Source organism: Ruminococcus albus AD2013, assembly GCF_000526775.1.
GTDB lineage: Bacteria > Bacillota > Clostridia > Oscillospirales > Ruminococcaceae > Hominimerdicola > Hominimerdicola alba_A.
In genome coordinates this window covers 2,380,782-2,403,935 of sequence record NZ_JAGS01000001.1, presented here as the reverse complement: position 1 = coordinate 2,403,935, position 23,154 = coordinate 2,380,782, and the positions used below count along the sequence as shown (strand labels likewise).

The following is a 23,154-nucleotide window of genomic DNA, read 5'->3' as shown; positions in this document are numbered from 1 at the left end:
ATTATTCAGCCTGTTCGCTCCACTTATAATTGAGTGCATCAACTGCCATAAGATAAGAATACTTGCCGAAACCGCTTATCTGACCCACACATACGGGGGCTATTACCGATTTCTCGCGGAACTCGTCCCTTGCATGGATATTGCTGAGGTGTACCTCAACTACGGGTATCTTTATAGCGGCTATTGCATCGCGGATAGCATAGCTGTAATGGGTATACGCGCCTGCATTCAGCACAACGCCGTCGAACTTCTTTCTTGCAAGATGCAGTTCGTCTATTATCTCACCCTCGTGGTTGGACTGATAGACCTCGCAGTGCATACCCATTTCAAGGGCATGAGCGACTATCTCATCATTGATGGACTCAAAAGTGTCGGTGCCGTAAACGCCGGGTTCTCTTTCGCCCAGAAGATTGAGGTTCGGTCCGTGTATCACAAGTATCTTTTTCATATGGTCCTCTTTTCTGCCGTCCGTTATTCAGCGCTGGACGGCTTTGTTATTTCAAGCTGGATATAGCTGTCTATCTCGCCCTGACGGACAAAGAACATATCGTACAGTCCCTCGGTGGATTCGTCAGAAGCTACGCACATACCGCCGAGATCACCGTATTTTTTCTTGTCGGGCTTGTTGCCGTAGTCGTTGGCGAAGCCTTCGGTATCGGCAAGTTCTTTCAGCTTTTCTTCGGTGAGAGCGGTGATATCGCCCACGCTGTCATGCTTGCAGATGTAGATGTTCCAGCCCTCGACGGTATCGGTGTCAATGTACATCTCGAATACCTCGTCGAGCTCGAAATTATTTATCGGCACGGTCTTGGTGAAGCCTTCTTCTGCCATTTCGTCTATCATGGGGGTATTTCTCCATGTTGACTTGGACTCCAGTATCAGTCCTTTTATCACCGAGGGCTTGGCTTCGTTGTAATCCTTCAGGATACCGATAGTATCCTCTTCTTCGTCGATGCTGTCTTCGGTATCTGTCACAGTGGCGTCTTTGCCTTTGTTGTCAGGCTTTTTATTGTTAGCCTTTCCCTTATTGGTACAGGCTGCAAGACACAGCACTGCCGCAAGCAGGGATATCAGTAGTGTTTTTCTGTTCATTTCCTGTCACCGTCCTTATCTTTTTAATTTAATGCGGATAGTACCATTTATGGATCTCTGTTCTCGGCGCAGATATCGTTCTCCGAAAAGACCGACGGAGAACGCCCCGTCGGTCTCACAGTAAACTTATCTCGCCGTCACTTACTGCTCATTACCAGTACAGAAATACAGGTGTATCCAATGGAGCATTTTCGTATATGTACTCTGCTGCATCATATGGCAGGTTTACACAGCCGTGGCTGCCCCATGTGGGTGACTGGTACTTTTCGCCGCCGAATACGCCGCCCTGCCATGAAGCATCGTGGAAACCAATGCCTATGGTGCTGAAATAGTTCCAGAATTCAACATAGGAAGCGTAGGACTGTCCGTCGGAACTGCCCACCAGTGTCTTGCCGCGCTCTTTCAGCCAGAGCTTGTATACGCCTGCGGGAGTGTTTCTCGACTCACTTGGATAGCCTGATACGATGTCGCTCTCCATCTTCATTTCGCCGTTCTCGTAATACCACATATGCTGCATTTTGAGGTCAACATCGAAATAAGTATCGCCGTAATCGGTCTTGTCGGTCAGCCAGTCGGGGTTGCAGGTATAGCTGTATGTCGAGTCGGGGTTGACGTAGTATATAGCATCCATTCGGGTTGATTCGCAGTTCTCTATACATTCTATGATGTGATCTGTCATAGCGTCCTGATCCAGCCACCAGCCGTAGCAGCCTTCGCCCTGGGGTACGGTTATGGGACCTCTGCTGGTGGAAACGAACTGTCTGTCCTTGCCGAAGGTATCGTATCTGCTTGCCAGAAGGCTTACATACTGCTCGACTTTATCACGGTCGACTTCAAGCGCATTGACAGGTGCATCCTCATCGTAGCCTACCCATTTCATTATCGTAGGGCCGTCTATTTTCTCGGTGTTCAGCTGGAAATCTATGACTATCTCGATGTTATGCAGATTGTTCAGCTTCTGACAGCGCTCGTAAAGATCTTCCGAATGGAGCTTGGCTTTTTTGTAGCAGTCGACGGAGCCTATGGCTATATCGAAATGCAGTTCGTCAAGTTCGCTCTCAACATAATCGAAAAGCAGCTGTATCTTGTTGGTGTCGATGGAATCGCCGTCGTTCTCGCCTACCACCATGAAACTTCCTGCGTCGTTGCGGCTTATGTAAGCATCCTGAGGTGCTTTGGCTTTCTGGTTCTTTATAAGCTTGTGAGCCAGTATACTCTCAAGTTTTTTCTTGTCATAATGGAAAGAGTTCTTTATCGAATACTCTTCCTTTTCAAACATGGCGCTGAGCCATTTTCCATGATCCTGACCGTTGTAGTATTTGTTTACCAATTCCTCGGTATTGTCCTTGTATCCTATATCTGCAAGGGGAATGGTTATCTGTGATCCGTCCCTTTTGGTGATGGCAAGTACATCGGGGATACCGGCTTTTTTCTTTACCTCTTCCAGAGCCTGGCGCTTGTCCATTCCGCCTACATCAACGCCGCTGATATAGGTATTATCAAGGAAAGAGTCTTCATACATCTTATTGCCGATTATCAGAAATCCGCCGCCTGCCATAAGACCTGTCAGCAGTATGCAGGTACATATAAGTGCTGCCTTGGTGGCGGTCATGGGCTTCTTTTTCTTCTTTTTGATAGTTACAGCGGGCTTTTTTACAGCAGCTGCCTTGTTACTGGTTTTTGTGTTCCTGCTGTTTGCGGGCTTTTTGGCATATGTGCTTCCGCCTGATGATCTTTTTGAACTGCTGCTGCCTGATCTTGACGCAGTACCGCTGTGCTGTCTTTGTGCGGTGCTTCTCCTGCTGCCGGACGAACTGCCCGCATAAGCTCTCTGCGGTCTTCTTTCTCTTGCTGTCCGGGCATAAACAGTATCAAAAGCGTCCTCGCCGAAATCTGTTACACCCCTTGCAGGTTCGGGCTCATCGCCGAAATTCTCGGTCATTGACATATTTCTGGCAATCTTTCTGGCAAGGTCTTCTTTTCTGTTCTCCATAAAAAAGAAACTATCCTCCTACTCAAATAGAAACTCGTTTACGCTCTCCTTATCTGTACATGAGAGTACAGATATCCATTTTTATTATACAACACTTTTCAATCTTTTTCAAGGACTTTTTGAAAGTTTTTTACCGCCTTTGCGGCATACCAATTGTACATTTTTCCTAATAATCAACTTTGTTATCCTAAAGTCATTCTGCTGTGTGATTAATTGACATTCAGGTTATTTTAAGTTATAATTTAAGGGAGAGAGTATAATTAAAGTATAGCGTTAGGCAGTCGTGGGGGCTGTCAAGGAAAGTAAAGGAGTTAAATAATGACGAATTTTTTTAGGATACTTGCCGCCGTGGGCGGACTTGCGATGTTCATTTACGGAATGAAGACGCTGAGTACGGGACTTGAAAAGACCGCAGGCGGTTTTATGGAGAAAGTTCTGGCAAAGGTATCGGGCAATATATTGACAAGTATACTGTTCGGTGCTATCGTAACAGCTGCAGTACAGTCTTCGACAGCGACAACAGTTATTGTTATAGGTCTTGTAAATGCGGGACTTCTGAAACTCCGCGGAGCTGTGGGCATAATCATGGGTGCTAACATAGGTACCACCATGACCGCCCAGATAACCAGACTCGCAGGCGGCAGCGGAGATTCAAACAACTTCTCCACTACCGTGTCGGCAGTGCTGGCGATAGCGGGTATATTGTTCATAATGATAGCCAAGAAGAACAAGTACAAGACCATCGGTGAGATACTCATAGGTGTATCGATACTCTTTGCGGGTATAAACACCATGAAAAGCAATCTGGAGCCGATCCTCAAAGGCTCTGAAGCAGTACGCAGCCTGTTCGGGCTCCTGCAGAATCCTGTGCTTGGCATACTGGTAGGCATAGTAGTTACTATATGCACACAGTCCTCTGCTGCTGCTGTCATCATACTCCAGACAATATCCAGCGGTTCGGGCGGTGCTGTACTGTTCGCATCGGCATTCCCGATAATCATGGGTACCAACATCGGTACCTGCGCGACACCTCTGCTGTCGTCCCTGAAATCTTCAAAGAACGCAAAGAGAGCAGCGCTGCTGCACTTCTACTTCAACCTTATTGGTACCATACTGTTCCTGATAGTTATATACACAGTCCAGGCAACTGTGGGCTGGAGTTTCTGGGACAAGGAATTCACACAAGGCGATATCGCGAACTTCCACACTATATTCAACGTTATAGTAACTGCAATATTCATACCCTTTGCAGGAGTGCTTGAAAAACTGGCGTGCATCACGGTGCCTGATAAGCCCGATGAAGAAGAGGACGTATTCTCCAAAGAAGATCTGCTGGACGAGAGATTCCTCGTTACACCGAACGTTGCTATCGCACAGACAAGGGAAGCTGTTGTTCAGATGGGTATATATGCCCGCAAGAACTTTGAGGCTGCCTGCATGATGTTCGATAAGTACGACAGCAGGGAGATAGAGAAGATCAACGAGCGCGAGGAGCTTCTGGACAGGCTGGAAGACCGCGTTGGTCAGTACCTTATCAAGCTCAATGACTGTAAGCTGAACGAGGATGAGGGACGTATGGTGACGACCCTGTTCCACCTTATCAGCGAGTTTGAGCGTATCGGCGATTACTCGGTGAACCTCTGCGAAACAGCAAATGTGCTTTATGAAGAAGAAGCTCACTTCTCTGAAAGAGCCAACAAGGAGCTCATGGTAGTCCATGGCGCTATTGCTGAGATAATCGGTCTTGCGATAGAAGCAACAAAGACTATGGATATGAATGTACTGACCGAGATCGAACCTCTTGAAGAGGTGGTTGACCGTCTGGTTGAAGAACTCAAGGCTGTGCATATCGACCGTTCAAAGAATGGTCAGTGTCCTATCGAAGTTGGAATACATTTCCTGGATATACTTACCAACGTGGAGAGAATTTCAGATCACTGCTCGAACATAGCGATATACCTTATCTCTACCAAAAAGCAGTATGAGACCCTTAAAAAGCATGAGTATCTCGATGAACTCCACAAGCACGGTCCCGAGACCTACGAGAAGAAGCTCAAAGAGTACAGTGCAAAGTACTCACTTGAAACACTGGTGTGACCTGAATGACCGCGCTGAGATAATTTGATGATCTTGCGGAGGAGACCTTTCTGAAAAGGTTTCCTCCGTATTTTTGTTATTTCAGTGTGGTGAACTGACTGCAAACGTATCTGCGGAGTTCATCGCCGCTGATGGCTATGCCCAGCTGTGCGGCTGTTTCGCCCCAGCTTGGGAGACGGCTGTCGGGTCTATCGAAATAGCGGTACTGCACCACCATTTTCGCCAGTCCTGCCAGATGGTCCCGTCTGTCTTCAAGCCGACGGCGCTGCAGGGTGAGTTCGGCTAGTCTCAGCGTTTCATCGCGTATATCCGCACGCAGCAGAGGAAGGTGGGGAGAATTGTTCTTCTCTGCGCGTCCGACCTTTACCAGCAGTTCGGTGATCCGACGCCGTGTAAGGGCTTCGTTTCTGCACAGTGTTCTGTACTGTGCGAATTCCTTGGCGCGTGCGCTGGCGAGTCCGCTTCTGGTTTCTCCATTCAGCTTATTTGCTTCTCCTGTTGGGATAGCTAATAGTTCGGCTATGTATGAATAGATGTCCAGCGAATCGAGAACATCTTTACTGCGTGTGTTTCTTTCCATTTTCTCCTCCTGTCTTCGCACATTTGCCGACTTATCTGCCGATGGGGCGGTACGGCGCGGGTATGTCGGCTTATGACGATATTGATATATTTTGGCTGTGACTATATTATAACTCAAACAAACGTTCTTGTCAAGAACGTTTGTTCTTGAAACCGTAAATTCAGCATTTTGCACATCACCGCACCTGTGAAGCAGGTTATCTTATGGCATGAACGCAAAAAAGCACCTCTGCAAAAAGCAGAAGTGCCTTGAAACTGCATATAACAGTGCATTACATATTCAGCAGAGTTTTTATCTCACTGATAGCGGGGATAATATTATCCACGGTCTTGACCATCTCAAACAGGCGGATACGCTCCTCCTCATCGATGATACCGTCGCGGGCGATATCGACAAGTGCGCGGGATATCTGATCGAGATCGGCAGCGGAATTCGCAAACTCGATAACGATACGGTCAAGATTTTTTTCGATCTTGACGGGGGAAGTGTCACGCAGCAGAAAATCAGTAGTAACGCTGAAATAATTGCTGATGGCAACGATCTTTTCAGCGTCGGGCAGTGACTGTCCCAGCTCCCATTTGGAAACTGTCTGTCTGCTGACATCAAGGGCATCGGCAAGTGTCTCCTGTGAGCAGCCGCTGCGATTTCTGAGGTATAACAATTTATCTCCGATGTTCATTTCCAAACTTCCTTTCAGAAAATAATCCTTTGGATAATTATAACATGGATAGAGATATTTTTCAATAGGTTAGTTTTATATAACTCAACTTTTTTTGCAATGATCCTTTACGGCAGCTTTACATAGATCCGTTTGCCGCATTTTGGGCATACTATTATATTTTTTGCCGCTTTCTTTGGGTATATCCAGCTTATTGCCGCATTCGCAGGTAATTGAGTCGGGGCGTGCCGACCTTAGCTGGCTCAGCGGGGTGTAGCCTTTGTTATCTGTGACGTAGTTGCCTATTTTACCGCCCTTGCCTGTAAGTTTGTTGAGAAATAGCGTGAACCTGATGTTTTCAGCTTCACGTTTTGATATCCGTGTTGAAAAAACGCGGGATAGATTGATTATCATTATAAGTCCTGTAACGCTGAGTATACCGCTTGCCGAGATATGCGGTATCCGCCACAGAACAGTGCGCGTCAGCAAAGCGATGAGAAGACATAGTGCGGTCACCGCAAAAAACAGCATATCAAATCCGTATCTGCCTTTCATAAAGCTCAGTCTTTTCATTATTTTCCTCCTGAGGGGTAGTATTTTCTGTCCAGAAAATTATATCATATAAACAGGCAATTGTAAAGAGAACTTCGGCAAAGTTATCATAAAGTTCGTAAATGCCCGGATATTAGGGCGTTTTTATGGGAATGGGTAAATGAGATCTACAGAATGGAGTAAAAGTGACAGCTCGGACCATTTGTTTATAGCTAACAATTTAATAAAATTTACGCAATTTTTTGACCCGTTTTTTGTCATATAAAGAAAATGTCGGAAAGGAGCGAAATTTGCCTTGACAATCAGGACAATGTTTGATATGATATATGTAATATCAAAGTGTGAACTTTTTTGTATACCAAACAAGTTGTATTGATACCGAAGTGCGGCACAGAACGGACGGTGAAATGTCGGCAGAGTCGATATATTGGCTTGTACGGCATATGATGTGCTGCTTTCGGTATATTTATGTTAAGAAAGGAATTTGATGACTGATGGACGTTCCCGAACCGGGGTTTATTGTCGCGGCAGTGCCTGTGCTGTGCGGACTGCTTACAGCGTTTTTTTATGCCTGCGAGTGCAGTGCGGCTGAGATATCTGATTCACGGCTGAAAAAGCTTGCGGAGACCGACAAGCGTGCTGCGTCTGTAGTTAAAATGCTTGAGCATACGGGGCGATTTTTAAACGTGAACCTTATCGCACGAACTGCCCTTGTGGCGCTTCAGACTGCCTGCGCTTTTATATGGTTCTTTTCACCGATGAAAAAAGCTCTTGCAGATGCGTGGGGCGGATACGATGCGGCGGCGGTGATATGTTCCGCGGCTGTTATCATACTTCTGCTGACCCTGTGGGTCGGTACGGTGTGCATGGGCGTGCCGAAAAAGCTTTGTTCTGCGGGCAAGATAGGGGAGAGCTTTCTGCTGAGAACAGCAGGGATCTACCGCGGATGGCTGGCACTTTTCAGACCGATAGAGATCATCAGCTGCGGCCTTACCACTGCCTTGCTGAGACTTTTCGGCGTTAAAAACGTAAATGCCGAGGAAGCTGTAACCGAGGAAGAGATACTGATGATGGTGGACGCTGTCAACGAGACAGGCGCTATCGAGGAAAGTCAGGCGGAGATGATAAGCAATATCTTCGAGTTTGACGATATCGAGATAGGTGAGGTAATGACTCACCGAACCGAGGTTGCCGCCATAGATGAGAGCGCACCTATCCGCGAGGCAGTGGAACTTGCCATAGAGAGCGGATTTTCCCGTATACCCGTATATAAGGACAGTATAGATGATATACAGGGCGTTATCTACGCCAAGGACCTGCTCACGCTGGTTTTCCATGAAAGCGCTGAGGACAGGACAGTCAAGGATTTTATGCGCGAAGTGATATTCGTGCCCGAAAGCCAGAAATGCGGTGAACTTTTCAAGGAACTTACCGCTAAAAAGATACAGATGGCAGTAGCCGTAGATGAATACGGCGGCACTGCGGGCGTTGTTACGCTTGAAGATCTGATAGAGACCATCGTGGGCGATATCGTGGACGAGTTCGACGATGAGAGCGAGGAGATAACCAAGATCTCCGAGGGCGTTTTTGAAATAGAGGGCAACGCGGGCTATGAAGACGTTATGGAAGCCCTCGGCAAGGAGCCCGAAGAGGATTCTCCCTTTGAAACGATAGGTGCAATGGTGATAGAACTGCTGGGGCACATCCCCGATGACGGAGAAAGAGCTTCCGTTAAATGGGAGAACGTAAAGTTTACGGTGACACAGGCAGAAGACAGAAGGATAGGCAGGATCAGGGCAGAGCTTTGCACCGAGTAAAAGCTCTGCGGAGCTTTTAAGGAGTGGTTTCTTTGGGCGTAAAGATTTGGGCGGCTGTTTCAGGGCTGGCACTGCTTCTTGCGGCAGCGGGCGGGGGCTACTATGCCTATAAGACGCTGGACAGCAGAACAGAAACTGATATTGTCATATCCGGCAAGGACGAAGGCAGGGTCGTTACCCGCCGAAGCAAGGTGGATCTGCCCGGAGCAGGCGGCGAGGTCGTTGTAAAGGAGGAAGTATCCTCGGGTACAGAAGATCTTGCGATAAGCAAAGAAGAAGCGACTAAGATCGAAATGCCATTTGCGGCGGAGTATTTTGCTCATCGGCTGAGCGATGACGAAGCGATCGTCAGCCGACAGATATACAAAGGCATCACCGAACGCGAAGAGACCATATATATAAAGAATGATGTGGTGGGTTCTGCTGATATCTGTGAACTGATAGTCATGGTCGTCACTGGTTCGCCCGAGATAGACTATATAGATACTAACTATTCGGTACAGGTAGACTCTGACGGCTATGCATCGGCGATATTCATGAATTATACCAGAAGCGCCGATGATTCCGAAATACGAAATATGCTGACTGAACAGGCGATAGACCGCATCTTGGCGGGCATGGAATCCGATTGGACAGATTTCCGTAAGTACAAATATATCCACGATGCGCTTGTAAATAACTGTTTTTACTACGAATCGGACGGCGACTGCTACACCGCATACGGATGTCTTGTAGGCGGCAATGCAGTGTGTGAAGGTTATTCCAAGGCACTGATGCTGGTATGTGACAGAGCAGGGATACCATGCCTTCCCGTTATCGGACAGGGCGTTAATGAAGACGGCTCTGTTCAGGGACATATATGGAATAAGGTGATGCTGGACGGCGAATGGTACGCTTCTGATATCACCTGGGACGACCCTGTGTTTGAAAGTGCAGAGAATTATCTCAGGTACGATTATTTCTCGGTCACCGATGAAGAAATGACCAGGAACCATGTGCAGGACGAGAATAGATTTATCAGCGAACCTGTCTGCACAGCTACCAAATGTGATTATTATCGTTATTACGGCTATTTCGCAGAAACCGTAGATGATGCTGACGATGCGTTCAGTAACGCGGTAAGGGATGCTATGGCTAACGGTGAGGAGTATGCGAGGATCAAGTGCTCCGATAGGGAATGCTTTGATGCGACACTTAACTGGGTCTTCGGTGACGGAACAGGCAACGAAGAACTTTTTGACATGATAAAGCAGGGCGTTTCTGATAATCCCGGGTTCGGCTACAAGACCTCGGGCTATTCCGTAATAAACAACGCTGTGACCTACAATATCTCCATTAGGCTGAAAAAATAACGTATTAAGGCGTAGTTTGTCTATTGTGACAAAATAATAGTGAAAAATCCGTGAACAAGGTTGAAATTTCAAAACGGATGTGTTATAATAAAATGTAGCTTGATTTTACGAGCTTTTTGCTTTTTATAAATGAAAGGAATGTTGAAAAATGGGAGCTGTCTCCACAAGCAAGAGATCGAGTGCGGGCAAGAACGTACTGGTGTTCTTCATCGTATTCATGATATTGGAAATGCTGATAATATTCGGCGTCGGCAAAGTGTTCAAGAATAAGGACGTAACACCCAGTGTGCTGGGTTACAGCCTTTTCATAACCAAGGAAGACCTTCTGAAGAGCGATCCTAATGGCGGTGTTATAGTAGCTGTTCCGAAGAACGTGCTGGTAATTGCATCTGACGGTGTTAACGACGCTAAAAGCAAGATCGGCGGTCCGATACTTTGCGAGAATGTTGAAGATGAAGGCACAGGTGTTTACTGGCTGAAAGACTTAAAGACAGAAGATGGCAAAGACGGCGTTAAGTACGTTGTTACCAACGGCGGCAAGGAATATGTGATAAATAATTCCGATGCTATCGGTTTCTGTGCAAGCTATTACGTTACAGCAGGTAAGGTAATAAACTTTGTTACCCAAAAGTTCGGAATGATATGCTGTGCAGTAGTACCCCTTTTCCTGCTGGTACTTATCGAACTCATCATCGCTATCGCAACTCATTCTCCGGAAGAAGATGAGGACGAAGATGAAGACGAAGTAGTAGAAGAGAAGAATGTGCAGCTGGATGATTTCCTCTTTGGCGGAAAGGGCGAGACCGAGCAGATAGCTAAGCGCAGAAAGAAGCCCGTTTCGGAAGATGATGAAGAGGAAGATGACGAAGATATATCCGTCAGAAAGGCAGTTAAGCCTGCACGCAATGATGATTTCGATTTTGATATCGGCGTGAGAAAGACAACCAAGGCGCCTACTACTATCCCCGATATCCAGGCATTCCCCGCACAGCCTGCCAAGCAGCCTGCTGCTGAAGCTGATTTTGATGCCCGTGAATTTTTCGGTGTACAGCCCAATAACGCTGGCGCACCTGCACCTCAGCAGGATAACAGCAGCCTGCGTCTGAAAGACGACGAGTATTATGAGAAGGCTTCTCAGCTCGTTGAAGGCGGCGAAGCTCCTGTAAGACCCGCAAGAAGACCCGCAGGTCAGAGACCCCGCAGAAGAAGACCTGTATCTTCTTCAAACGGTGCAGATAACGGCGCATCACTTGAAGATCTGATGAAGCTTATGGAAGAAGAGCAGAATAAGCTTAAAGGCCGTATGAAGTAATTTACAGCGAAATCAAGTACAATTTAATATCAAATATTCAGCCGCAGTATTTCCGGGTTTTTGGAAATATTGCGGCTTTTCTCTTGACTTGTTAACGTTTTTGTAGTATAATATGTATAAGATGATAATTAGTCGGTAGTGGCCGAATCGTGAAACCTTCGATTATTGTAAAAAGTGATACAGGTGTTTGTCGGGAGAATACTTGTTTCAAATATTTGCATTTATAAAAATCGTAAACGCGGCAGCAGATATTGCATTAAGTTAAAAAATTTGGAAAATTGACGGTAAAAGGATCATAGCTCTTATATGTGGTAAAAGTTGTTTGATTTTTTGCGAAAAATATATCAAATAGCAGTGAATGAAATCTAAAAAAACACTCACATATGTTGCCGAAAACGTTTAATTTTACGCGGTTACAGACGATATTTCCATTTTCTGGGCGAATAATGAACTTAACATTTCGTAATATAAAACAACGTGTGCCATAATATAAGACCAAATCAGTTTATTGTTAAAATCTTTGCCGATTTGTCAGAAATGGAGATAATAAATCAAAAAATAATGTGCAAATTCTGCAAAAAGTTTAATTGACTTGAAATATGAGGTATGCTATAATACACATAACAAATGAATTGTCATTTTGCACTATATTTTAGTTAATAATTTTGTGATAGGTTAAAAATCTTACAATAAAGGAGAAATAAAATGAAAAAGACACTTTCTGTTTTCATGGCAGTGATCGCCGCAGCAGCGGCAAGCACTTTTGCAGCTTTTGCAGGAGATGTTGAACTCGATACCCAAAAAGCTGTTGAAACTGACAAAGGCATAACTTTCACTGCGAATTCAAAAGATCTCGCTGCTTCTCAGTTTACTTCCGATACTACTGTTAAAGTTGCATACAGCGGCGGGGACGGCGCTGAAAGTCCCGTAAAGCTGGTGCTTGGCTACTGGGACAAGAACGACAATACCGAGTTTGAGTTCGGTTCGCCCGCATCTGCTGAAGTAAAGGCTTCTGAAGTTAAAGACGGCGAGGCTGTGTTCACCTATGCGGACATTACTGAGGCTCTGGGCGATAATGCGCTTTCTTCGGTATTTGCTATCGATGTTGAAGCCGATGGCAGCACAGTCACCTGCACGGGATTCACTGCGACTAATGTTCTGTCCTCCAAAGAGATGGCAGAGAACGATTTCCGCCGTACTATAAGGGTACACGCAAAAAAGCCTGCCACCAGCGAGAACTGGGGACAGAGCATATCTGTGGGTGTTGACCAGTTCGATGTCAGCACTATGGCAGAAAATTCCTTTGTGATAGCGATATTTGAATCAGACCTTGATAAGGATGTTGTTTCAGCGCCTGTTGAATTCATCATGCAGAGCACTGATGATACAGTTTCGCCCAAAGCAAAGAATAATACTGTATGGGGCAAGGTAGCACCCGTGCTTTTCAACAATAAGTATGCACTTTTTGATTTCGAGAGCATGGAAGATGCTTACGGAACCGATGATTTCTCCTGCGTTTCCACCGTGTATATCGGAGATACTGGAAAATCACCCATAACCTGCACTGATATTTACGCTCTTGATATCAAGACTATTGCGAAAGACGAGCCCGAAGTATCGGAGAATTCCGAAGCGGCAGCTGACAATAATAATGCAGTTGAGACCACAAAGCCTGCCGATACTCAGACGCCCGCCGCTGTTACCAGCAAAGATAACTCCTCATCGGACAATAAAGACGATGAAGGCAGCAACTTCAAGCTGATAGTAATAGGAATAGTTGCAGGCGTCATAGTGGCAGCCGGTGTGATATTCCTTATCCTCGGCAAAAAGAGCCGCGAAACATACGATGTCAACAAGCACAGGTATGTTAAGAAATAAGAACACAATGATGAACGCCCCCGAGAGATCGGGGGCGCTTTTTGCTGTAAAATAAAGCGGACTTATAAAAGTCCGTCCTTGTCAATAAGGAAAAGAATAAGAATGATCCCGAACCTGACAAAATAAATCTCCCTCACTATATATCGGGTGAGGGAGATGCGTGCCCGCGCGAGGGCTGGTGGAGATGAGGAGAGTCGAACTCCTGTCCGAAAGCCCATCCAAACGAATTTCTACGAGTCTAGTCGGTTATTTCAGCTTGCGCCGATTCCCTCGCCGCGGGCAAACAGACACGCCCCTCGGTCCGGTAGGCTGCAATACACCTGCGGGTCACAGCCATCGCCCGCAGACGTTCACCACTAGTCGACGCCTTTACCCGAGCCGTGGTACTCTCAGGCAAGACGGGCTGCCCTTAGGCTGCCATTGCAAAATTATCGTTGTCGTCTAATTTTAAAACGTACGCCGTTTAAGGAGAGTGCGCTCCTCCACTCGCTTATCGTCCTTCAAGACCCCCGTCGAAACCTTTACATCCCCGTATTTTTATAACACAGGCAAAACTGATGCTGTCTGCGAGGTGCTTGATATATATCAGCTTATGCTTTACCATCCATGGCATTTTCGCGCTTTGTCATTACATATTTCGCTCTTTCAGCGTTCTCTCGATCTCGCGGTCAGCGGCTTTTTTAGCCATATCGTCACGCTTATCGTGGAGCTTTTTACCTTTGCACAGACCCAGCGCAAGTTTTACTCTGCTACCTTTGAAATACAGCGAAAGCGGTATCAGCGCCAGACCTTCCTGCTGAACCTGTCCGAAAAGTCTCATGATCTCTCTTTTATGCAGCAGCAGTCTGCGGACGCGCCTTGGGTCTTTGTTGAATATATTGCCCTGTTCATAGGGGCTTATATGCATACCCTTGACCCACATCTCGCCGTCATCAACACTGCACCAGCTGTCTTTGAGGTTAACGCCGCCCTTGCGGATGGACTTTACCTCAGTGCCCACCAGTTCAATGCCGCACTCGATGGTTTCCAGTATAAAGTAGTCGTGCCGCGCCTTGCGGTTATCGGCTATCTGTTTCGTGCCCTTTTTATCGATCGCCACAGGCGTGACCTCCTTTGTTTTACTGACATACAATAGTATAACACATATTATCTGTTTTGTCAAAGGGTTGGATATATATTTTTCTGCGAACTATGTCGGATAGTGACTAATACCGTTTGATCGGTCGATATTATCTGTCAGGAGCAACAAATCGAAGGTTTTAAATACATATCCAATTATGTCGAATGCTGTGAGGAAAAGTCGAAATATTAACAAATTATTATTGTTAACAATTAATGAAAATGATACTTGTTAAAAATATAACATAAAATGTGTCTTTGTTTATAATATTTAACGAATAATATATCTGATGATTCTTCTGATCTGAATTGTTGATGTTCACAATTATGCTGTTTCATAAATTTTGATATATTAAACTAATTACACGTTTGAAGCAATTATTTCACGAAAAGCAACATAAAATAGCAAATATATGGTAAAATTGTAGCTGTATTAAACATAATGCACAAAGAATTTGCCGATGGCGTATAGATAAGTTATGTAAAATAAATCTTGAAAACTTTTGTGAAGTATGCTATAATAAGTTCAAGATTTAAACGGAGTATTAAATTACTTAAATTGCATTAACAAAACGCACACCATCAATCAATTATTATTATTTTTACAGAAAGGAAGATCGTTATGGCAGCCATGTTTATTTTCACGATACTGATGAACCTCTTTGCGTGGGCAGCATTCACTGTGACAGACATTGTATTTGGCGGGTACTCATTCGTTAACATGATCGTATTGGCAGAATGGTTTGTGATGCCTATGGCTGCTTCTGCGATATATCGCGCTGTAACGTCGCATAAGGGTAACGACGAGCAGTACGATAAGGCGATGTATATGCTGATGTGGTTCGTGGTATCCACAGGTTTATCCGGTCTGGTATGCAGGATAAGAGAAATGACCATATGGTATGATCTCTCGAAGTTCAACAGCTTTGATTATCCCGCATTCGCATCATTCTTTGTACTCGGATTTATCGTATATTCGCTGATCTATGATATAATCGGCTTCTTTGTTGACGGACATTTTGCTTCACACAAAACAGCAGGTCTGTCAGCACGTCACTGAATTTATTTTTGATCTATGTGATATAAATTCCTGGAGATATGCCAACACCTATTTCCCGATAAAACGTCCGCAAACTGCGGACGTTTTATTTTTTTGTATGGACTGCTTATTTTTTGGTTAAATACTTTTCTTTTTTTGGCAGTGAAAATATGAAAATCTCTTGACAGTTGTGGTTGATTTGTGTATAATAAATGTATATGCAATGGGTAAAAATGAGATGGATAAGAAGTTTTTACTTATTGGGGAAGTTCCCTGTGCCGCTTTTGGGAAGTGCGGTGCATGGATATTGTTCTGTATGCAGGTGTGATGTTCTTGCAGGCGGTCGGTCAGGCTGTTTCGCTGTAAAAGGCGCACATCAGACGTGCAGGCAGAAAAGGTCATATACTACTACGAAAGGAAAAAAGCTATGAAAAAGACATTTAGCAAACGTTTCATCAGCGGCATGACATCTGCTGCACTTGCTGCGTCTTTCGTTCTTGGTGCATTTCCCGGAGTTTCACCTGTGCTGATGACATCTTCGGCAGAAGCTGTTACAGGTTTTGAACGCGACAATACTGACAACAGTCTGTCAGCGGAAAATACCACAGCCAAGGTAAACTTCAGAAGCACAACAGGCGAAAGCGTAAGCGTCAGCACATCGGATAATACCTACTATCTTCTGGTTCACGCTGTGGGCAAGGATACGGATTATCAGGGCACTACATTCAAATATTTTGAGGATGGCGAGTCAAAAGATGCCTATGATCTCATTGAGATCGATGCCGACGGTACGGACTGGACTTCACCCGCTTTTTCACTTTGGGAAAAACGCTCACGCGGCGCAGAAATGTGGGGCAGCTGGCAGGTAAAGGATGTAGTTCCCGATGTTGTCACCATGGAAGGAGTTTTTCTGAAGAATTCAGATCCGAGCAAAGAACTTACTCTTGAAAATGCGATAGGCGGAAACAACTGCACTGTTGTTGATAATATCGAGGGTATGGAGCTTAACGATGCTGGATACAGCGGCTACAGCACCTACGGAGGAACATTCTCCTTCGATGCTGTCGCAGGAAAGGCTTCACCTGCAAAGTACAGCGTTGAACTCAGCTTTGATGCACCTGCAACGATAACTGAAGACGACAATATCTATCTGTTAGTTGAAGCAGATACTTCAGATACCGATTACAAGTATGTTCTTGAAAAACTCACCTTAAACGGAGAGCAGAACAAGACTATCGATATAACTGACTGGTATGACAGCAACGGAAAGTCTCCCGAGGGCGTTGAATACTATAACGGCGCTGCTACCAAGGTCACACTGCTGAAATCTTCTGTAAGCGACCTTACAGTAAACAATGCTGTTAACCGCAGCAATTGCGGCGAGATCGCAAACGGCGGATTTTTCAAAGGCAGTACTGTAAAGTACGGCAGACAGACTTCTGTTGAAGCTGAAATACCCGAATATACAGAGCATATCAGCTTTAACAAGACTTCATCTGTCAATGGTTATGATTTCCGCTCTATCCTGGGCAATGGTCTGTACTACGGTATGGTCATCGACAGATTTGAGCAGGGCAACCATACAGAGTCCAACTACGCTGTTAATTACTACGAGGGTAACAACGTTGCAAATACCCCTGATATCAGCGGCAAGTTCGGCGGACATTTCTATTTTGCCGAATTCGTTCATTTCAATGATGAGATAGACAACTATGCCGAGCCCTCCGATTACGTGAATTTCGATTCCAAGGATTTCGATATCGACCCCGATGGCAAGTTCTTTATCGATAACACCTCCGCTTGCTGCGAAGAGGGCGCTGTTCTTCATTTTGACAGCGAGTCACGTATGAAAGAGACAATGGACAGAGACGGTATCGCCAGAGAGTACGAGGATAAGAGCACTATCAAGGGCGTTATCGATCCTATCATTGCAAATATGCAGGCAGTTTCAAATGATCTGGCTGGTCTGCCGGTAAATGCTGCACCTACTATCGTGGGTGAAAATGCTTATATCAGCGGCGAGGGCTACGATGACGACGCTGTACTCGTTATCGACGGTGATGCTATCGCTCCTTACATCGCTGAGAGCGGTAAGGTACATATCGAGCTCAAGGGCACTCAGATGGTGATATTCAACTTTGATGAAGTCACCGAAGCACGTATTGACGAGTTCAATATCAGACGTATAGGTGATGCTGATTATCAGCTGTCCACCACTCCTTCCAACGAGAATACTCTTGCAGGCGGAAAGAACTACTGGCTCGACCAGAATGCTGCAAGATATATCGTATGGAACCTGAAGTCTGTTAAGGCTCTGGATATCAACAAGTCAACAGGTATATTCCTGATACCCGATGAAAATTCCGTTACCCGCATAAAGGGTACAAGCTCGGGCTGGCTGGAATCCGCAGGCTATGTCAACAACCCTGACGGTGAGTGGCACTTCCTGTACACCGACCTGCCGAGAAATACTACCGTCGTTTCTGTTGATAAGAAGAATATCACAGGCAGAGAAGAGGTAGAGGGCGCTCAGCTGAAAATATCTACTGCTGACGGCGAAGAACTGTTCTCTTGGGAATCAGACGGTGAAACACACGAATTCAGACTTGCACCCGGTGACTATGTTCTCGAGGAAACAGGCAATGAATTCGACTATAAGGGTGTTACTTATAATGTTATACCCTCTAAGGTTACATTTACTGTTGAGGCTGATGCAGACCGTGCTTCCTACGGCTGCACCATCAAAAATGTAAGAGGCGTTGAGAGAAATGCCAATGCGGATTCTGACGAAGGCTACTGCCTCTACAATAACAACGATCAGCTGTTCACAATATGCGACGCTGAGAAGATCAGCAATTCTGATGTAACTCTGAAAAAGACTGATATTTCCGGTGAGACCGAAGTGCTCAATGCTAAACTCTCGGTATTCGATGAGAACGGCGATCTGGTAGATGAATGGGTATCCAACGGCAGAGAGCACGTTATCGAAGGTCTTGTAAACGGCACTTATTCTCTTACCGAGGAAGCTGCTGACGGCAAGAAGATCACTGATGGTTTCGGCAATGAATATGATGTTGTAAAGTCTAAGATAACTTTCACAGTTAAGGACGGCAAGCTGACAGCAGTTAAGGAAAACCGCGCAGATGCTGTAAGTGCTCCTAAGACAGGTGCTACTGAGAGCTATGTTATGGCAGACAAGGGCACTAACACCATCACAGTATGCGATGCTATCAAGGACGCTGAGATCAAGAGAGATCTGACTATCAACAAGACCGATATCACAGGTGAGAAAGAGGTCAAGGACGCTAAGCTTGAGCTGACAGTCAAGGGTCTCACCAATGCACAGATCAGCGCTATCAACAACGCTAACGCAAATAATACTACACTCAATGAGTGGAATACAGCTAAGAACGGCAAGAATTTCGTTATGAGCTGGGTATCCGGTGAAGAGGCAGCACAGATCAACGGACTCGTTCCCGGTACTTACACACTCACCGAAACAGGCAGTGCTTTTGTATATGATGGCGTTACCTATGAGGTAATGGATTCCGAGGTAATATTCTCCATCGATGAAAACGGAAACATAAGCTTTGAGTCTGTTCCTGCTCCCAATGATGAGAGAACACCTGAGAATTCAAGCGTAGGCTATGCTAAGGCAAGCGGAAGCACCATCACTATCTGTGATGCTTCAAGAAGCGATATCACAGTATCCAAGAAGGATATCACCAATTCCGAAGAAGTCAAGGGCGCTCACCTTGTTATCAAGGATCGCTCGGGCAAGACCATAGACGAATGGGATTCCAACGGCAGCGACCACATAGTTAAGGGCCTGGCAAACGGCACTTACACACTTACCGAGACCGCAGTTGATTCTGCAAAGGCAGGCGCTGAGTACGAGATCATTCCTTCCAACGTAACATTCACTGTAACAAACGGAAAGATCACCGATGTTTATAGCCGAGTTCTGGCAGATTCTTCCGACAACGATTTTGACGAGGGCTACGTACTCTGTGACGAGGATAGCAATACCATCACAGTATGCGATGCTAAGAAGAAGACCACCAAGGTAACAATCAACAAGTTCGATATCACAGGTTCCGAAGAGCTTGAAGGCGCAATCCTGACCATCAAGGATTCCAACGGCAAGACTGTAACAGGTACACCTTGGACATCCCAGAAGGGCAAGACCCTCGAAGTTGAACTGACAAACGGCACTTACACTCTGACCGAGACAGGTGATACTATCACTGACGAAAACGGAAACGAGTATGACGTAATCGACAGCACTCTTACTTTCAAGGTAGAGAACGGCAAGGTAACAGTTGTAGAAAACAACACCGACAAGAACAGCGGCGAGGGCTTCTACGATGTAGATACCGATACCAATACTATCAAGGTAAACGACGCACAGAAGACTACCAAGGTAACAATCAACAAGTTCGATATCACAGGTTCCGAGGAACTCGAAGGTGCAATCCTGACCATCAAGGATTCCAACGGCAAGACCGTAACAGGTACACCTTGGACATCTCAGAAGGGCAAGACTCTTGAAGTTGAACTTACAAATGGCACTTATACTCTGACCGAGACAGGTAACACCATCACTGACGAAAACGGTAACGAGTATGACGTTATCGACAGCGAACTTACTTTCAAGGTAGAGAACGGCAAGGTAACAGTTGTAGAAAATTCTACCGACAAGAACAGCGGTGAAGGCTTCTATGATGTAGATACCGATACAAATACTATCAAGGTAAACGATGCACAGAAGACCACTAAGGTTACCATCAACAAGTTTGATATCACAGGTTCCGAGGAACTTGAGGGTGCAATACTCACCATCAAGGATTCCAACGGCAATACAGTAACAGGCACACCTTGGACATCTTCAAAGGGCAAGACCCTTGAAGTTGAACTGACAAACGGCACTTACACTCTGACCGAGACAGGTGATACCATCACCGACGAAAACGGAAACGAGTATGACGTTATTGACAGCGAACTTACTTTCAAGGTAGAGAATGGCAAGGTAACAGTTGTAGAGAACGACACCGACAAGAACAGCGGCGAGGGCTTCTACGATGTAGATACCGACACCAATACCATCAAGGTAAACGATGCACAGAAGACCGTAACCACCAAGGTAACCATCAACAAGTTCGATATCACAGGTTCCGAGGAACTCGAAGGTGCAATCCTGACCATCAAGGATTCCAACGGCAAGACCGTAACAGGCACACCTTGGATATCTCAGAAGGGCAAGACCCTTGAAGTTGAACTGACAAACGGCACTTACACTCTGACTGAGACAGGTGATACCATCACTGATGAAAACGGCAACGAGTATGACGTAATCGACAGCACTCTTACTTTCAAGGTAGAGAATGGCAAGGTAACAGTTGTAGAGAACAACACCGACAAGAACAGCGGTGAGGGCTTCTACGATGTTGATATCGACACCAATACCATCAAGGTAAACGACGCACAGAAGACTACCAAGGTAACCATCAACAAGTTCGACATAACAGGCTCCGAGGAACTTGAGGGTGCAATACTCACCATCAAGGATTCCAACGGCAAGACCGTAACAGGCACACCTTGGACATCCCAGAAGGGCAAAACTCTTGAAGTTGAACTGACCAACGGTACTTATACTCTGACCGAGACAGGTGATACCATCACTGACGAAAACGGAAACGAGTATGACGTTATCGACAGCGAACTTACTTTCAAGGTTGAGAATGGCAAGGTAACAGTTGTTAAGAACAACACCGACAAGAACAGCGGTGAGGGCTTCTATGATGTAGATACCGACACCAATACCATTAAGGTAAATGATGCACAGAAGACCACCAAGGTAACAATCAACAAGTTTGATATCACAGGTTCTGAAGAGCTTGAGGGTGCAATCCTGACCATCAAGGATTCCAACGGCAATACCGTAACAGGTACACCTTGGACATCTCAGAAGGGCAAGACTCTTGAAGTTGAACTGACAAACGGCACTTACACTCTGACCGAGACAGGTGATACCATCACTGACGAAAACGGAAACGAGTACGACGTTATCGACAGCGAACTTACTTTCAAGGTAGAGAACGGCAAGGTAACAGTTGTAGAAAATTCTACCGACAAGGATAGCGGCGAGGGCTTCTACGATGTAGATACCGACACCAATACCATCAAGGTAAACGACGCACAGAAGACTACCAAGGTTACAATCAACAAGTTTGATATCACAGGTTCTGAAGAGCTTGAGGGTGCAATCCTGACCATCAAGGATTCCAACGGCAATACCGTAACAGGTACACCTTGGACATCTCAGAAGGGCAAGACTCTTGAAGTTGAACTGACAAACGGTACTTACACTCTGACCGAGACAGGTGATACCATCACTGACGAAAACGGCAACGAGTATGACGTAATCGACAGCACTCTTACTTTCAAGGTAGAGAACGGCAAGGTAACAGTTGTAGAAAACGACACTGACAAGAACAGCGGTGAGGGCTTCTACGATGTAGATACCGATACCAACACCATCAAGGTAAACGACGCACAGAAGACCGTAATCACAAAGGTTACTATCAACAAGTTCGATATCACAGGTTCCGAGGAACTCGAAGGCGCAATCCTGACCATAAAGGATTCCAACGGCAATACAGTAACAGGCACACCTTGGACATCCCAGAAGGGCAAAACTCTTGAAGTTGAACTGACCAACGGTACTTATACTCTGAACGAGACAGGTGATACCATCACCGATGAAAACGGCAACGAGTATGACGTAATCGACAGCACTCTTACCTTTAAGGTAGAGAATGGCAAGGTAACAGTTGTAGAAAACGACACTGACAAGGACAGCGGTGAGGGCTTCTATGACGTTGATACCGATACCAATACTATCAAGGTAAACGATGCACAGAAGACTACCAAGGTAACGATCAACAAGTTTGATATCACAGGTTCCGAGGAACTCGAAGGCGCAATACTGACCATCAAGGATTCCAACGGCAAGACCGTAACAGGTACACCTTGGACATCCCAGAAGGGCAAGACCCTCGAAGTTGAACTGACCAACGGCACTTATACTCTGACCGAGACAGGTGACACAATCACTGACGAAAACGGAAACGAATATGACGTTATCGACAGCGAACTCACTTTCAAGGTAGAGAACGGCAAGGTAACAGTTGTAGAGAACAACACCGACAAGAACAGCGGTGAAGGCTTCTACGATGTAGATACCGACACCAATACAATTACTGTTAACGATGCTAAGAAGACTGATGACAGCAGTTCTAAGCCTACCACCGGAGACGACAGCTCGAAACCCGAGATTGAAGGTCCCGAGGACAGCTCAGAAGATGAATCTCAGGAAGAATCTTCCTCTGAGGAAGACAGCAGCAGCGATTCATCAAGCAGCGAGTCTTCCAGCAGTGCTGATTCTTCAAGCAGCAGCACGGCAGATTCAAGCAGCAGTTCTTCAACAACTACTACATCTACCGCTTCAAGCACCGGCAACCCCGATACAGGTGCAAGAGTTCTGATAAATACAGCAGAATTCGCAGCTGCAGTTGGTCTGTGCTTCCTGGCAATCAGACGCAGAAAGAACGACGATACAGACGATCAGTAATTTCTGTATGATAAAACTAGAGCCACCCCAAA

At 45.7% G+C, this 23,154-nt stretch carries 14 protein-coding genes and 1 other RNA gene; 7 read left to right on the top strand and 8 right to left on the bottom strand.

What is annotated here, in order from left to right; translation table 11 throughout:
• Nucleotide 1: 1 nt before the first annotated feature.
• The 3 genes from aroQ to N773_RS0110625 all read right to left on the bottom strand — a co-directional run bounded on the left by aroQ (nt 2) and on the right by N773_RS0110625 (nt 3,085).
• A complete protein-coding gene (gene aroQ, locus N773_RS0110635; protein ID WP_024857777.1) occupies nt 2-448 on the bottom strand; it encodes a type II 3-dehydroquinate dehydratase in 447 nt (148 codons plus the stop codon).
• Nucleotides 449-471: 23 nt separating this feature from the next.
• The gene (locus N773_RS0110630) at nt 472-1,092 is read right to left on the bottom strand and encodes a hypothetical protein (RefSeq protein ID WP_024857776.1); all 621 of its coding nucleotides are present in this window, start codon (nt 1,090-1,092) and stop codon (nt 472-474) included.
• Between the two features lie 151 nt (nt 1,093-1,243).
• Nucleotides 1,244-3,085 (bottom strand): L,D-transpeptidase family protein, encoded by a 1,842-nt coding sequence (locus N773_RS0110625; RefSeq protein ID WP_024857775.1) that lies wholly within the window; start codon nt 3,083-3,085, stop codon nt 1,244-1,246.
• Nucleotides 3,086-3,403: 318 nt separating this feature from the next.
• Here N773_RS0110625 and N773_RS0110620 point away from each other — a divergent pair, with 318 nt between their 5' ends.
• Nucleotides 3,404-5,182 (top strand): Na/Pi cotransporter family protein, encoded by a 1,779-nt coding sequence (locus tag N773_RS0110620; RefSeq protein ID WP_024857774.1) that lies wholly within the window; start codon nt 3,404-3,406, stop codon nt 5,180-5,182.
• 76 nt (nt 5,183-5,258) lie between these two features.
• Here N773_RS0110620 and N773_RS0110615 read toward each other — a convergent pair whose 3' ends face one another.
• From N773_RS0110615 to N773_RS0110605, 3 genes are all read right to left on the bottom strand, one after another.
• Complete coding sequence (locus N773_RS0110615; protein ID WP_024857773.1) at nt 5,259-5,762, bottom strand: hypothetical protein; 504 nt, start codon at nt 5,760-5,762, stop codon at nt 5,259-5,261.
• A gap of 271 nt (nt 5,763-6,033) precedes the next feature.
• A complete protein-coding gene (locus tag N773_RS0110610) occupies nt 6,034-6,441 on the bottom strand; it encodes a helix-turn-helix domain-containing protein (protein ID WP_024857772.1) in 408 nt (135 codons plus the stop codon).
• An 84-nt stretch (nt 6,442-6,525) separates the two neighbouring features.
• Nucleotides 6,526-6,993, bottom strand: a complete 468-nt coding sequence (locus N773_RS0110605; RefSeq protein WP_024857771.1) for a hypothetical protein — start codon at nt 6,991-6,993, stop codon at nt 6,526-6,528.
• A 473-nt stretch (nt 6,994-7,466) separates the two neighbouring features.
• Here N773_RS0110605 and N773_RS20145 point away from each other — a divergent pair, with 473 nt between their 5' ends.
• The 4 genes from N773_RS20145 to N773_RS0110585 all read left to right on the top strand — a co-directional run bounded on the left by N773_RS20145 (nt 7,467) and on the right by N773_RS0110585 (nt 13,331).
• Complete coding sequence (locus tag N773_RS20145; protein ID WP_024857770.1) at nt 7,467-8,789, top strand: hemolysin family protein; 1,323 nt, start codon at nt 7,467-7,469, stop codon at nt 8,787-8,789.
• A 32-nt stretch (nt 8,790-8,821) separates the two neighbouring features.
• Nucleotides 8,822-10,141, top strand: coding sequence for a transglutaminase domain-containing protein (locus tag N773_RS0110595; protein WP_024857769.1), 1,320 nt, complete (start codon nt 8,822-8,824; stop codon nt 10,139-10,141).
• A gap of 148 nt (nt 10,142-10,289) precedes the next feature.
• Nucleotides 10,290-11,453 carry a hypothetical protein gene (locus tag N773_RS0110590; protein ID WP_024857768.1) on the top strand — a complete coding sequence of 388 codons (1,164 nt, stop codon included), beginning with the start codon at nt 10,290-10,292 and terminating at the stop codon, nt 11,451-11,453.
• A 705-nt stretch (nt 11,454-12,158) separates the two neighbouring features.
• Entirely contained in the window at nt 12,159-13,331 is a 1,173-nt protein-coding gene (locus N773_RS0110585; protein WP_024857767.1) for a hypothetical protein, read from the top strand.
• Between the two features lie 176 nt (nt 13,332-13,507).
• Here the strand turns inward: N773_RS0110585 and ssrA are convergent.
• Nucleotides 13,508-13,862: a transfer-messenger RNA gene (gene ssrA / locus N773_RS21860) on the bottom strand.
• A gap of 97 nt (nt 13,863-13,959) precedes the next feature.
• A complete protein-coding gene (gene smpB / locus N773_RS0110580; RefSeq protein WP_043537857.1) occupies nt 13,960-14,430 on the bottom strand; it encodes an SsrA-binding protein SmpB in 471 nt (156 codons plus the stop codon).
• Between the two features lie 642 nt (nt 14,431-15,072).
• On the opposite strand from smpB, the gene N773_RS0110575 reads away from it, so the two are divergent.
• Nucleotides 15,073-15,510: a hypothetical protein gene (locus tag N773_RS0110575; protein WP_024857765.1), complete on the top strand. Its 438-nt coding sequence runs from the start codon at nt 15,073-15,075 to the stop codon at nt 15,508-15,510.
• Between the two features lie 406 nt (nt 15,511-15,916).
• On the top strand, nt 15,917-23,122 hold the full coding sequence (locus N773_RS0110570) for an MSCRAMM family protein (protein ID WP_155250882.1): 7,206 nt from the start codon (nt 15,917-15,919) through the stop codon (nt 23,120-23,122).
• Nucleotides 23,123-23,154 lie beyond the last annotated feature (32 nt).